The sequence below is a fragment of the Pseudomonas sp. NFACC02 genome (assembly GCF_900110765.1).
In the GTDB taxonomy this organism is placed as follows: Bacteria; Pseudomonadota; Gammaproteobacteria; order Pseudomonadales; family Pseudomonadaceae; genus Aquipseudomonas.
On the sequence record NZ_FOEO01000008.1, the window covers coordinates 19,709 to 32,848 of the forward strand.

The 13,140-nt window shown below is 49.8% G+C and carries 13 protein-coding genes; all 13 read left to right on the forward strand.

The window, feature by feature from the left end; all coding sequences use genetic code 11:
- Positions 1-94 precede the first annotated feature (94 nt).
- The 13 genes from BMY73_RS09445 (at position 95) to BMY73_RS09500 (ending at position 12,900) form a co-directional block, all read left to right on the forward strand.
- The gene (locus BMY73_RS09445; RefSeq protein ID WP_092406639.1) at positions 95-778 is read left to right on the forward strand and encodes an SDR family NAD(P)-dependent oxidoreductase; all 684 of its coding nucleotides are present in this window, start codon (positions 95-97) and stop codon (positions 776-778) included.
- Positions 771-1,850 (forward strand): acyl carrier protein, encoded by a 1,080-nt coding sequence (locus tag BMY73_RS09450; protein WP_175500158.1) that lies wholly within the window; start codon positions 771-773, stop codon positions 1,848-1,850. Before BMY73_RS09445 ends, BMY73_RS09450 begins: the two co-directional genes overlap by 8 nt.
- Positions 1,851-1,920: 70 nt before the next feature.
- Entirely contained in the window at positions 1,921-2,733 is an 813-nt protein-coding gene (locus BMY73_RS27920) for a hypothetical protein (protein ID WP_139214166.1), read from the forward strand.
- Positions 2,730-3,470, forward strand: coding sequence for an ApeI family dehydratase (locus BMY73_RS09455; RefSeq protein ID WP_092406643.1), 741 nt, complete (start codon positions 2,730-2,732; stop codon positions 3,468-3,470). Before BMY73_RS27920 ends, BMY73_RS09455 begins: the two co-directional genes overlap by 4 nt.
- Complete coding sequence (locus tag BMY73_RS09460; protein ID WP_092406645.1) at positions 3,467-4,645, forward strand: beta-ketoacyl-[acyl-carrier-protein] synthase family protein; 1,179 nt, start codon at positions 3,467-3,469, stop codon at positions 4,643-4,645. The genes BMY73_RS09455 and BMY73_RS09460 overlap by 4 nt, the downstream gene beginning before the upstream one ends.
- Before the next feature lies 1 nt (position 4,646).
- On the forward strand, positions 4,647-6,404 hold the full coding sequence (locus tag BMY73_RS09465; RefSeq protein WP_092406647.1) for a carbamoyltransferase family protein: 1,758 nt from the start codon (positions 4,647-4,649) through the stop codon (positions 6,402-6,404).
- Positions 6,392-6,643, forward strand: a complete 252-nt coding sequence (locus tag BMY73_RS09470; protein ID WP_139214168.1) for a phosphopantetheine-binding protein — start codon at positions 6,392-6,394, stop codon at positions 6,641-6,643. Before BMY73_RS09465 ends, BMY73_RS09470 begins: the two co-directional genes overlap by 13 nt.
- Complete coding sequence (locus BMY73_RS27925) at positions 6,640-7,518, forward strand: class-II aminoacyl-tRNA synthetase family protein (RefSeq protein WP_139214170.1); 879 nt, start codon at positions 6,640-6,642, stop codon at positions 7,516-7,518. Before BMY73_RS09470 ends, BMY73_RS27925 begins: the two co-directional genes overlap by 4 nt.
- Positions 7,515-8,909, forward strand: coding sequence for an MATE family efflux transporter (locus tag BMY73_RS09480; RefSeq protein WP_092406652.1), 1,395 nt, complete (start codon positions 7,515-7,517; stop codon positions 8,907-8,909). The genes BMY73_RS27925 and BMY73_RS09480 overlap by 4 nt, the downstream gene beginning before the upstream one ends.
- Entirely contained in the window at positions 8,899-9,975 is a 1,077-nt protein-coding gene (locus BMY73_RS09485) for a hypothetical protein (protein WP_092406654.1), read from the forward strand. The genes BMY73_RS09480 and BMY73_RS09485 overlap by 11 nt, the downstream gene beginning before the upstream one ends.
- Entirely contained in the window at positions 9,972-11,117 is a 1,146-nt protein-coding gene (locus tag BMY73_RS09490) for an ATP-grasp domain-containing protein (protein ID WP_092406656.1), read from the forward strand. Before BMY73_RS09485 ends, BMY73_RS09490 begins: the two co-directional genes overlap by 4 nt.
- 2 nt (positions 11,118-11,119) lie before the next feature.
- A complete protein-coding gene (locus tag BMY73_RS09495) occupies positions 11,120-12,385 on the forward strand; it encodes an aspartate aminotransferase family protein (RefSeq protein WP_092406658.1) in 1,266 nt (421 codons plus the stop codon).
- Complete coding sequence (locus BMY73_RS09500; RefSeq protein ID WP_092406660.1) at positions 12,382-12,900, forward strand: hypothetical protein; 519 nt, start codon at positions 12,382-12,384, stop codon at positions 12,898-12,900. Before BMY73_RS09495 ends, BMY73_RS09500 begins: the two co-directional genes overlap by 4 nt.
- Positions 12,901-13,140 lie beyond the last annotated feature (240 nt).

Sequence of the window (13,140 nt, forward strand, 5' to 3'; positions counted from 1 at the left end):
GAAGCTTTAAAAGTATTTAGAGGCTTAAAAATTATCCGTTACGTAGCCCCGCTATATCCCTCTGCAACCTGTTTACAAGAATTCAGGCTTGATTATGACCAATAAAGTCTTACTAGTGATTGGCGGAAGTTCAGGCATTGGGTCAGCGATAATGAAGGAAGCACAAAAAAACGATTATCAGGTTATTGCTACCTCTCGACAGGGTGGGATGGACTCGATAGCAATGGACGTAACGGATAATGCAAGTGTCCAGAATGGGATTAGGACTGCCCTGCAACGAGTTGACAAGATTGACGCTGTTCTCTTTGCGCCTGCGATTACTGATAAAGCTCTTATTCATGCTGCCGATATTGAAGAATGGCAGGCAGTATATGATGTAAATATTCTTGGGGCATTGCGAGTAACCAAAGCTTTACTGCCTCACTTTATGAAAAAACGTTATGGCGCATTCGTGTATCTTTCGTCCACTGCTGCCATCCGCGGCTCCGTGGGAGCCGCTGCGTATGCGTCGTCTAAAGCAGCACTCAACAGCCTCGCTAAAGGCGTCTCTAAAGAGTATGGCAGGTTTAACATAAGGGCATTTACGATAATGCCTGGTTATGTTAATGGCGGCATGCTCAAAGATATGGATGAGCAACGAATTCAAGAAATCTCAAAAAGTATTGCCCTTAAGCGATTCGCTCATGTCAACGAGGTCGCTCAGTTCACCGTTGCGTCGCTCAACATCCCCTATATAAACGGAACATCCCTTTCCATTGATGGAGGCACAGATGCTTGATACTCAAGATAGTCTTACCAAAATGCTCTACGCCAATTACCTGACCAATACCGCTGGCAAGTCGGGAACTGATAGCGCGGAATGGTTTTATCAGACACGCATCAGTGGCCGCAAGGATGCCTCCACTCTAGACTGGCTCAACCATCTACTTAAAACTGGTATGATAGGTCTCGGACACATCAGCAATGAAATGTATCGCGACTTACTAGATGGGCATCTTTCGCATCAGGGATTTGGCCATTTTTTAAGTGAGTATTACTGGGGATCAGGATATGGATTCCAGCGCATAGTTCTACCCGCTACGGTCAAAAACGCAACGAACGAAATATGGCGAGCTTACATCAAGAGCATCATACACGAGGAAAACACGCCAGAGTCGCACTGCGGCTTATTTAAGGTTTTCATTGAATCACTTGGCTTTGAAGTCGGCGAAATGCCACAGTCAGCTGAGGACTTCAATAAGAAAATGTTAGCTGGCTATGGTGCGTCGCTCGGACACTCATTAGGATATGCGTTAGCGATTGAAACAGAAGCAGACTTCCAAATAGCCTTAGTTTTCGCAGCCCTGAAGACGTACTATAAAGACAAGGTGGAAAATACCGATTATTTCCGCATTCACATCAGTGAGTATGGCGAAGAGTTGCACGCTCAGGAAACTTGCATGGCAATCGAGCAGTTACTAGCGCAAAATTTGTGCACGAAGACTGAAATAGAGCAAGGCTTTAAGCGCGCAATTGTCGATACTCGCGACTACATGAGCGCAATTCATAAAAACATTTCTTCTGTTCATTCAACAACAATAGACATTGACAATAACGAAACTTCTAAAAACCCAGGACATTCAACAATGGATCCGCGCTTTATAAATACCCTCATTAAAATTGGTGAATTAAAATCAGACTTCCAACTGACTGCCGACCTGCGTCTCCAGGAAGACATTGGGATTGACTCTCTAAAACTCATCGATATTGTGCTGCAGCTTGAGGACGAGTTTGGGATTAATTTGAGCGAAGATGCTTTGGCGCAAGCCAGTACGGTGGGCGAGCTCTGGGGAGAAGTCGCAGCAGCATAGATTCCATATTTAAAGCATGCAGACTCTGCCACGCGCCTTTTAAGCTATACACTATATATTGGTGAATACGGTGACCTTTGCAAATTTTGACTTCTCACTTAGGGCATGCCATATATGCAGCTCGGAGAGCGGCAAATCAGATGGTACGAGCCCCCAAGTAGCAGAGCTACCTTCTGATTTTTACGAGATAGTTGATAATAGAGGTGACCGTTTCCGGGACGCCTTTACCCGCACATGTCTTTACCTTGCAAATAGCCATATGGATGATACGTCAGTTGGAACAACCGTGGTTGTGGTGGGCACCGAATACGGCAATCTAGAAGCGATGCTACGGTTCCAAAGACAAGCACTAGCGGGCGACAAAACAATTTCCGCGCAACAGTTCCCACATGCCACTACTAGCTCGGCCTCAACCTTTATCAATATGAGCAAGAACGTAACCGGTGGAAACGTAACCTTAAATGCTGGCACTTTCACATCGATCACCGCGCTTTTACATACCTTTTTGCATCTACAATCGAACCCAACTGGCGGAGGCCATTTATTTGTTGGTGATACATATTGTGAAGAGGCTATGGATGACGTGATCAAGCGCACCTGCCTAAGCCGACGGATAACCCCAGGCGTGTGCTATGCGTGGTTAACTGGTGGTGGGCATTTCAATGCTGAGATCGCGTTCGGTGATCGTTCGTTTGAGTTGTGCGGGACGGAACACTCGCGTATTTATCGTGAGTCTGAGCCCTCTGAGCAAAACGGTGCATTCGCGCTTCACTGGCTCATGTCGTCGGCCATCACACTTGTGCAAGGCGAATCCGTCTCGTTGGGTATTGAAGTAGCCGATCGGCGTGCAGCCATCAGCATTACACGGCAGCTAGCGGCATGAATATCCAAGCGACCTTTAGTCCAAACTTAGGAGTTTTCAAGCATCACTTTGAAAACGACCCGATAGTGCCCGGTATAATGATACTCGACTTCTATGTTTCACATGACGCGACGATCAACCTCTGCGAAAGCGCGTACATCAGTAAGGCGCGCTTCCACAATTTCGTTCGTCCCGGCGAGCAAGTCAGTTTCGTGAAACACCCGTCAGGTGAAATAAGGATTGGTTTCGGTGACACCCTCTGTGGGACCTTCTTTCTTGACCGAAGCGGAAAGCGGACGCTTCCACTCCCCGAAATCTTTAGCAGTTCGACACTGCCAGTATTAGCTGAGGTACTGCGGGAACCTGAATACTGGTTTCTGCCAGAAGAGATTGAGGTAGATGCGGCACAGAGGCTAGCTATTTGCCAGATTAATCTAGAAGCGATACAACATCGTCATCCTTATCTCCGCGAAATCGCCCATTGGCGCCCTCTTGTTCTCATTGAGTGCGCGGGAAATCTCGCACTAGTACTACAGCACCTGGCAACATCTGAAGCTACCCCTTCAAAGTATGTCTTCGCACAATTTGACGAAATCGGTTATCGGGAAGATTGCACCAGTTGGGCAACCCAGCAGACGGTCGTCACACAAGTAAAACGCTTCGGCTCAACGCTAGTATGGGAGGCTTGGGTCGGTGATGCCGTATCTACTCAAATAATGATTCGGGGCGCAGTATCTCGTAAGGGAAAAGTACAATGATGCGAGCATTAGTGACGGGCTTAGGAGTCGTCAGCCCAATCGGGATTTCAGTTGAAACGTTCTGGAGGGCGCTGTGCGCCGGCCGGAGCCACTTCACAGCAATTACTCCCGTTTATCCCGGTATGAAAGATGGCTGCATCACTTCCCGACTTTCAAATGTTGACCGCGCTCAGGTCACGCGCGACCTCGGGAATATGTCTCCCACACTGCCTGACTCCTCTGCTTACGCCGTGCACGCTGCGCTCCAAGCGATTCAAGATGCAGGTCTAGCCCCAGGTGATTCAGCGTTGCGGAATGCGCTCGTTTGCGTGGGTAACAACGAAGCCGAGGCAGACATCCTAGACGAATTGGTTGAAGGCAATCGTGAGCGCTGGAAGCGGCATCCCTATGCCGGCCACTCCATAGCAGATGCAGTTTCATTGGCCATAGGCTCAAGAGGGCCAGCCTATACTGTTCATAACACGTGCGCTTCCGGTAACGTCGCACTTGAAGTCGCATTACGCATGCTAAAGACCGGCATCATTAAAACGGCAGTCATTGGCGGTGGTGACGTGTTTTCCAAGAAGGTTTGGTCTGGATTCCATACCCTTAATGCACTAGGCCCAGCTCAGTGCCGACCGTTTTCCGTATCACGTCGGTACATCACCATTGCCGAAGGTGGCGCGTTTCTCGTTTTACAGGCATCAGAAGATGTTCCTGATGCCTCACGTGCTTATGCGGAGCTCTTAGCTGCCGCAAGTAACAATGATGCACAACATCCAACTAATCCTGATCTAAATGGTGTTACCAGCTGTCACCTGTTAGCGCTCAGCCGAGCCGGACTCAGCAGCGATCAGGTAGACGCCGTATTCGCACATGGCACTGGCACCAAAGCAAACGACGCCATCGAGGCTAGGATATTCTCGGAGCATTATCAAGGTGCTGCTGTCACAGCAATTAAGGGCACAACCGGTCACTTGATGGCTACTGCCGGAGCACTCGGAGCTGTTGCATCCTGCCTGGCGTTGCGTGATCAGATACTTCCTCCAACCCAAATTAATAGTGCGGAATTCGAGTTCGGATTTGATTTAGTTCTGGGTGACACCGCTAGGTCTCGAGAGATGACCTACGTTCAGAACAATTCATTTGGTTTCGGCGGAAACAACGCAATCACTATTTTCAAGGCAGTACGTTGATATGATCATACTAGGTCTAAGCGGGCTCCCGTACGCGCAATCATATCTGCGTAAATCGACGCAGTCGCTCTCTGAGATCGACGAGCGCATCTGTCAAGGACTTGATAGCGCGGCATGTCTGGTGATTGACGGGCAGATAGTTGCTGCGGCCGCAGAAGAGCGGTTTACAGGCGAAAAAGGTACAGGCGCACTCCCGCTGCAAGCAATCAACTACTGCTTACAGACGGCAGGCGTATTGACATCTGACGTTCACGTAATTGCTCACGGATTCGATTATGACAAGTATCGTCGAGTCTTTTCGCAGGACAAGGCTTACTATGAGCAAGTGGTCTGCTCACGCGCGTTAATTGCCAGCATGACCGAGGCCGGTTGGGACAACGTGGAGTCACGCTTCCACCCGGTGGAGCATCACGTGGCGCATGCCGCATCTGCTTTCTACCCTAGTGGATTCAGCGAGGCGCTATGCATCGTCTCCGACGGAATGGGTGAGGTCGACTCCTTAACGATTTTCGATGCCAGCTGTGGTGAACTAAAGCGCATCCACCGGCAGCGCATATCTGATTCGCTTGGACTGCTCTACTCTATTTGTACACGCTTCCTCGGGTTTGCATTTAATTCGGACGAGTACAAGGTTATGGGCTTGGCAGCGTATGGGGATCCGCGGCCCTATCGGTCAAAGCTTCAGCAAATATGCCACTTCAACCCTACGACGGGCCACATTTCCATCAACTGGCCGCGAGAATCTCTAACGCATGCCACGCTGGGATACCCTGCTGCGATGGGCTTCTTGCAGGAAACCGTCGGTTTTCCTCCTAGAAGGCCAAATACTCCATTGGAAGAAACTCACTATAATTTCGCTGCAGGCCTTCAGGAGCGTCTTGAACAGGTGCTGCAAGAATTTGCCAAATATTGGCTGAAGAAGACAGGGCGTCAATATCTTTGCTTAGCAGGAGGTACCTTCCTGAATTGCAAGGCCAATGAAAAGCTATGCAATCTACCGGGCTTGCAAGGCCTGTTTGTTCAGCCCGCATCGGGCGACGATGGAACAAGTATCGGAGCCGCACTTGCTGTGGCCGCGAAGTTTGGTGAAGCTAATGATAAACCTGGACCTTTTGATCCATATATTGGACCGCAATACACCCGACATAGCGTTGAGGATGCACTTTCTCAGTTCGGCACCGACAAAGGCATAGCATGGAAATGGCTGGGAGTGAATGCAGACTACTTTACCTCGGCGGCGGCAGACATCTCCAATGACCTGATCATTGCTTGGTTCCATGGCCGAATGGAGTTTGGACCACGCGCCCTCGGTAATCGCTCGATCCTTGGCCTGCCTAGCGGTAACTCTATAAAGGAGCGCATTAACAGCGTAGTGAAGTTCCGCGAGGCGTTTAGACCATTCGCCCCAGCAGTTCTCGCCGATGATTGCGATAAGCTCTTCATTACAAAGAAATTTGCGCCTATGCGGTATATGCTCGCTACCGCTCGTGCGACCGAACTCGGACGAACAGCCGCTGCAGGCGTCGTTCATGCCGATGGTTCCGCACGTGTACAAATCGTTGATGCCGATATTAATCCTATTTTCTATAGGCTTTTGACCGCTATCAAAGCTGCGACTGGCTTCGGCTGCACTGTAAATACGTCCTTCAACGTCAAAGGGCAGCCTTTAATAATGCAGCCCTTCACCGCGATCGAAACCTTCCTCAAAACTGGTCTAGATAAGCTCTACATAGAGGGATACGTCGTATGGAAAAACTAATGAATGTGGTCGATGAGGTGCTAACCAGGCTAGCAAAGGCCAAGCACGCGGACCCGGAAGGAGCGCCAAGAGACTTAGTAATCGATTCTCTTGACCAGATGCGCCTACTAGTCATGCTAGAGGAAACACTTGATGTGGTTTTTGACGACGCAGAACTCAAGCCCTTTGACTTAACGTCACGTACAACGCTAGTCGAAAGTGTAGCGGCAATGTTGATTGCAACCGAGACATCCGTATGATCGATATCTTGTGTGAAAGAGGGGAATTGGCTGTCGTCGCCTCAAGCAACAATCTGATCGGCTATTGCTTTATAGGTAAACTCCACGAAGCTTTCGCTTTACTGGATGATCTCCTAGTGAAAGTTTTGTCTCGCTCGAACCCGATGCTTCCGCACTCATGCACTCCGCTAACCCAGCGCTCAGTTCTAGAACGCATAGGTTTCTTTGAAAAGCTGCCGTCAATCCCCTTTCATGTTGCACCGCATCAATTACCCGAACAAGAGCATGTATGCGACCAATGGCTGTTAAGTCCATCAACTTGTTACCACACATTTGCACTACTGAGTGGTCGCAAAGAACAATGGCCACTTCAGTGTTTCACTGCCATATCTACGTGCCATCGTTTCGAACCAGAAAGTGGCAACCCAATGCGTATGGCGAGCTTCTCAATGCGCGAGTTCATCTATATAGGCAACCGGGAAAGCGTTGAGCGTGAAAGTGAGGCTGCTTTTCAATATGCAGTGAAATTCCTTCGCCATGCCGGATTTGACATCGACCTAGAGGCGGCCAGCGACATCTTTTACGGGGAGGACTCTGCTGCTACTCGTAAAGTCCAAAAGGCCCGAGGCATCAAAATAGAAGCGTTAACCAAAAGTCCTGCAGGCGGCCGAGTAAGTGTCGCGTCACGCAATTTTCATCGGGACCTGTTCACATCTGCGTTCGAAATCGGTGACCCTGCACAGCAAGTAAAGATGCATTCAGCATGCGTTGCCTTTGGTGTTGAAAGGCTATTGTTAAGCCTATTAGCCGCGACTGAAGGATATGACCCACTTCGCCTAATGGAAATGCTTAGAAGTAGCGCTAAACACTTCGAAAGTGCGGGAGAGCCAGCATGACGCGGCAAGCAAAAAAAACTGAGTTACGCTTAGCACTTGAAGTCGTTGGCTTATCGCTTCCTTTGATGGGAACGATGGCAGGTAACCTGCTCATGATGCTGGTTGATCGCATCTGCCTAGCGCAGTACTCGAGCGACACGTTAGCGGCTTCAGGTCCGGCCGTCTTTACCGCGATGACAATCATCACGCTCTTCACAGGAACGGTAAACCTGTCACGCTCCTATGTTGCGCAGGCATTTGGTCAGTCGGGCGAGTTGGCCGCACGCATGGAAGCCGTACTAGGCATGATATTGGCTCTAGGGCTCGCGCTTGTGCTGCTGAGCATATCCCCATTGCTCAGCATGATTCCATCGCTGAGTAATCGACCGGCAGAGATACGCGTCCTTGAGTCTGAGTTTTTGGAGCTCTCCGCCCTGTTTGGAGCGGTCATGGTGGTTAATGTCTCACTATCATCGTACTTCAACGGAGTGGGGCGAACTAAGGTAACGCTTTACGTCAGCCTTGTGGGGCAAGCAACCGCCGCATTCTTCATTTACGGATTGGTCTTCGGTAAGTTCGGCTTACCTGAGCTGGGTATGCGTGGGTCGGCACTTGGCACGCTTGCAGGCTCTTCCGCAATGCTTATTGGATATATATGGCTATTACCTACGGGCTCTCTAAGAGATGGGCTGAAGCATTGGGCAAAAAAAGGGTTACGTACGCTAAGTGATAGGGTCGTATTCCGATTCCGTCGTGGAATTGCCTCCGGCTTAGCGGCTGGGGTAGACGAACTTGGTAATACCAGTTTTGTCTGGATGGCGGCGGTATTAGGCCCTATCGCGCTCTCCGCTAACAATGTGAATTTGACCTTAAACTACCTTGCGATAATCCCCATCATTGGGCTTGGCGTTGGCTGCAGCGTCCTGTGCGGCAATGCCATCGGTCGAAATGAGTTTGACCAAATTGGAACTATTTTGAAGGTGACCATACTCGTTGAGGGTATTTATGTTCTAAGCATTAGCCTTGCACAACTGTTCCTGCCCACGATATTGCTCATGCCATTTGGTCTCAAAACAAATGATCCTGAGATTATGAGGGTTGCTACCGAGACCGCCAGGGTATTGTGGACCTATTCAGCATCATTTGTTTTCTCAATGACCGGCGCCGCAGTGCTTGAAAGTTTCGGAATGACGCGATTCATTTTAATCACCCGGCTCAGTCTGATGTGGTGCGCAAGCCTTCCATTGATTTACGTGGTCACCCAGAACGCAATAGGTGACCCAGCATGGTTACCATGTATTTGGATTATCGGATCTGTGTTTGAATTTGCTATCGGCAGCGTCTACTTTTGGCGAATCCGACAAGCAACCCAAAAACGCCTCAATTTCCTACAGGCCCAACATGCTGCCTGACGTCGAAAACCGATTATATAATGATGAGCATGTTCATCGTTTTCCTGCCGAAGCGATTAACTGCTTTACTGGTAGCTTAGCTAAACTAATGTCGCTGCGGGGTACCCCTATTCAGGAAGCTAACCTGCTGGAGTATGGTGACGGATATCTTTTCCGCTGTGGATTAGATGAATGTGGATACCCCGAATACACGTTTTCCGTCCAGGAGGTAGGTCTTCTCGGCTGCTTAAGGCTAGGAGCATCAGTAGAGACCGCCTCCATCAGCGACCGCGATTGGATCAAGCACCTATCTCGCCTGGCACGCACGAATCATGGTGCTGTTGTGTGGGTCAATACCAGCCATCTTACATATGATGATTTCTATTTAGATAAACCCGCTTATCTACATGCGCTACTGGTCACTTACGTGTCCGAAGACGAAAAGCGAATCCAAATTTACGATCCATTGGTCGTGAACAGACGGCGGTATGGCTGCCAAACCTGGGTAGCGGCTGAAAAGTTTCACGAAGCATTGTCAGATAAAGTTACTACCGAAACGTACAATCATATGGGTTTAGCTCATTCAATAGATAAGTCTATCCAAATGCAGCCCAGCGAGGGAGCGCTAACGACTCTAGAGGCCCTCGCTCGGCAATCGGAGCTCTACCATTCCGAGGCGAAGCACCACGAGGCACTTGGCACATATGCCGCTGCGTGCATAGCAATGCTTAACGGACATAATAGACGAAGCTGCACCGCCGCCCGTCGCTTGTTTGACCACATAAGTGTTCTGTACGTGTTACCCAGCCTAGCGCTGCTCGGACAAAGCTTGAGCCAGACTGACGTTAACCAGGATGCGTTAAAGCAACTCGGATGGCTTGTCGACCATTGGCGTGCATTGGCATTAATGTCGTTAAAATTCGAAGCGACGGGGTCAGAAAGCGTCCTACTGCGAATATCGGAACGTTTTAAGGTCATTATTCAAACGGACAGGGCAATGTGGAGTTCAATACACCGTGCCACTCATAATGTAAACTTTGGCATCCGGCACGAGCTCACGAACCGGGCGACAGGACCGATAAAATGAATCTTATAGTTATCGGCCGTGGCGAAGACTGTGTCGATCACGCCATGTGGTGCAAAAAAATGGGTCATGAGGTTCGTTACATTGTCCCTGAGAAGATAGGGATGAGCGTCTTTGATGATGCCGATGACATTGTGTCCTTCTCCGACAGCATGCAGGGCATTGTTGAGCAGTTGCGCATCAGCCATCGGTTGCCGCCGCGTGGCCAGGATGCAGTGAATGTGCTTACCGACAAAGTCCTATTTAAGTCTCACCCGGCGGTCAAGCCTTTCGTGGTGCAGCACATTGAAATAGTTCCGGGAACATCCAAGGAAACCGCGGCAGCACTAGTTAATAACCATATCTCTTTTCCCGTAGTTGTTAAACCTTCTAATGGCTTCTATAGCGCCGGCGTTGTCCGGGCTAAAACTATTGAAGAATTTAAACGGGCATATATGAAAGCTAGCCGAATTGGCCAATTCCTCGCGCCTCGTTCTTCCCCGGCGCGTGTGATAGTGGAGAAATACCTGGACGGTAACGAGTTCGCTGTGGACGGTTTCGTCGTTGGTGAACGGATCCACCCAATATTGATCCATCGGAAGCGTCCGTTCCTTGAAGGCCCTACGTTCCATGAGTCGGCTTATCTCACCGAGTACTTCGACACTTCGCTTGGCGATATGCCGCTGCGCATGCTTGAACACATCATCGGAGGACTGGGCTTGCGGAATTCGGCCTTCCATGCCGAATTCCGCTTCGATGCCAATGGACGTCTGCATGTCCTGGAAGTCGCGCCAAGAATGGCTGGCAGCGGAGCTACGACGCAGCAGCTTATGGCCATTTGCGTCGGGTTAGATGCATATGAGTGCCTGCATGCACTGGGCCAAAAGACGATCGATCTGAGCCCCAAACATAGGGGGTTCGGTTTGGAATACGATTTTGGGCCGAATTCCTCCGGTACCCTAGGCAATGTTGCAAAAATAGCACTTGCATGTGAGAACTTAGGGGCTGCGCGCATCATCCGCTATCACTCAGACGGAGATGTCGTGTTGGGCCCACCTAATAATGTGGAGTGCATCCTCACAGCTTTTTTCGAGTGCAAATCCCTGGAGGCCGGGGAGGCGCTGTTTGATCATATTTCCAACCATTACAGCATTCAAACGGAGTAAATATGAAGGACGAAATTTCACGGGCACGCCGCGTCATCCCTGGAGGCGTAAGTTCGCCATTGCGGGCGTGTCGCAACGTTCAGACGGAACCCCTTGTCGCTATTAGCGCTAAAGGAGAACGCATAAGAACCTTTGATGGCAAAGAATATACCGACTTCATGTACGGGTTTGGTCCTTTGGTGCTTGGCCACGCGCCAGCGCCAGTGGTGGAAGCTATTCGAGAGCAGGCTGATCGGGGCATGCTGTACGGCACAATGAGTTTGCCCGAAATTGAACTGGCAGAAGCGATCGTCAATACCGCAGACTTCTTGGAGCAAATCCGCTTCGTTTGCAGTGGCACGGAGGCGGTGATGTCTGCGGTACGGTTAGCCAGAGCCTACACCGGACGCACAAAAATTTTGCGTTTCAAAGGCGGCTATCATGGACACTTTGATCTGGTCCAAAACAAAGACGAAAGTCACTTACGCGACGCAGGGTTAGATCCTGTAGCAATGCGCTCGAATATTCTTGTGCCATACAATGACAAAGCCGCAGTGGAAGAAGCGTTTTCAAATGCTCGCGGCGAAATCGCAGCAGTAATTCTGGAGCCGATTGCGTGCAACATGTCCCTTGTCGTGCCGCAAGACGGATTCCTGCAAGAGTTGCGCAGCATCTGTGACCGCGAAGGTGCTCTGCTAATTTTTGATGAGGTCATATCGGGTTTCCGGTTTACCTACGGTCCAGTGAGCAATCTGCTCGGAGTAACGCCAGATATTACTACCTTCGGAAAAATCATCGGGGGCGGGACACCGATTGGCGCGTTCGGTGGACGCCGGGAAATCATGAACCTCCTTGATACCGAACAAATGCTGCAAGGAGGTACGTTTGCAGGTAACCCTTTGACCATGGCTGCGGGACTGGCCACTTTGGCAGAGCTAGCCAAGCCTGAAACATATGCACTTCTGGAGTACAAAGGCGCGCTGCTCGAATCTGCTATCCACAAGTATCGGACCTTGCACTCTCTCGACTTCACCTTCGCACGCATGGGCAGCGTATTCGCGTTCATTTTTTTGCCGCAGGGGACTGTCGTTCGCTCACATGCTGACGTCAGCCTTCAACCGCATGACAGCTACACTATTTTCTATCAGGAAATGCGTTCCCGTGGTTATCATCTAGCCCCAGACGTTGAAGAAACAATGTACGTTTCTACCGCGAACGAAGACGCGACCCTTGAAAATTTCGCACGCGACGCATGTGAGGTTATTGCCTCTGCTGGAGGTATGCTTTGATCACACCGAAACTGCTAGCAAACATCCTTGAAAGCTTCCAGGAAAAACTTTCATTGTGTGGTCAGTTGGTGAGCGCAAGGCAATGTGATTGGGACTGCTGCAAGTACACCGACTCTTACATCCTGTTTCTTCCAGGCGAGCTGGAAAGCGCACGTGCGCTCGGATTCGACACGAGCCAGTACAACATTCTGGACGACCAATATTTTGGTGGAGCTAAAGCGGTCCCGTATACCATGGGGTGCTGCGTAGATCAGACATTGAGCACCAACGCCTACAAGTCATTAGACTGTCGTCTGTTCCCATATTGGTTCCAGATAGAGAACAACCGTCTGTTAATGATTGAAGGCTTGTCCTGCCCTATCGTTCGTAATGGAATACCGATTGAAGGACTTAGGCGGGAAGCGCTTCGCATTGCGGAAATACTTTCCGACGATCCAGATATCTATGCATTCCTAAATGCTGGCAGAATGATAAATTACCGTACAGTAACTCGCCTTGTGCCCGTGCTGGATTAGAAACTGCGATCTTCGCTGTATCGTAAGCCCCAATCAATTATGCCCTTACAAGCGCTCGGTCAAAGCTATATGTTCCGGGCTAAAGTGGGACAATGGCATGCGAGCTCCAAAAAATAGTGTATTTGGAAGCAGAGTTAACGAACGGCTTACGAGTCAAAATTGAGAGCAAAATATAGCACAACACATTTACTAACTTTTAGAGAGCAGGATGAGTTTGGTGTAACCCTTGTCTATTAAATG

Excerpts from the sequence above, each read along its gene's own strand:
- BMY73_RS09445 (WP_092406639.1), top strand. The coding sequence starts at position 95 with ATGACCAATAAAGTCTTACTAGTGATTGGCGGAAGTTCAGGCATTGGG.
- BMY73_RS09450 (WP_175500158.1), top strand. The coding sequence starts at position 771 with ATGCTTGATACTCAAGATAGTCTTACCAAAATGCTCTACGCCAATTAC.
- BMY73_RS09455 (WP_092406643.1), top strand. The coding sequence starts at position 2,730 with ATGAATATCCAAGCGACCTTTAGTCCAAACTTAGGAGTTTTCAAGCAT.
- BMY73_RS09460 (WP_092406645.1), top strand. The coding sequence starts at position 3,467 with ATGATGCGAGCATTAGTGACGGGCTTAGGAGTCGTCAGCCCAATCGGG.
- BMY73_RS09465 (WP_092406647.1), top strand. The coding sequence starts at position 4,647 with ATGATCATACTAGGTCTAAGCGGGCTCCCGTACGCGCAATCATATCTG.
- BMY73_RS09470 (WP_139214168.1), top strand. The coding sequence starts at position 6,392 with ATGGAAAAACTAATGAATGTGGTCGATGAGGTGCTAACCAGGCTAGCA.
- BMY73_RS27925 (WP_139214170.1), top strand. The coding sequence starts at position 6,640 with ATGATCGATATCTTGTGTGAAAGAGGGGAATTGGCTGTCGTCGCCTCA.
- BMY73_RS09480 (WP_092406652.1), top strand. The coding sequence starts at position 7,515 with ATGACGCGGCAAGCAAAAAAAACTGAGTTACGCTTAGCACTTGAAGTC.
- BMY73_RS09485 (WP_092406654.1), top strand. The coding sequence starts at position 8,899 with ATGCTGCCTGACGTCGAAAACCGATTATATAATGATGAGCATGTTCAT.
- BMY73_RS09490 (WP_092406656.1), top strand. The coding sequence starts at position 9,972 with ATGAATCTTATAGTTATCGGCCGTGGCGAAGACTGTGTCGATCACGCC.
- BMY73_RS09495 (WP_092406658.1), top strand. The coding sequence starts at position 11,120 with ATGAAGGACGAAATTTCACGGGCACGCCGCGTCATCCCTGGAGGCGTA.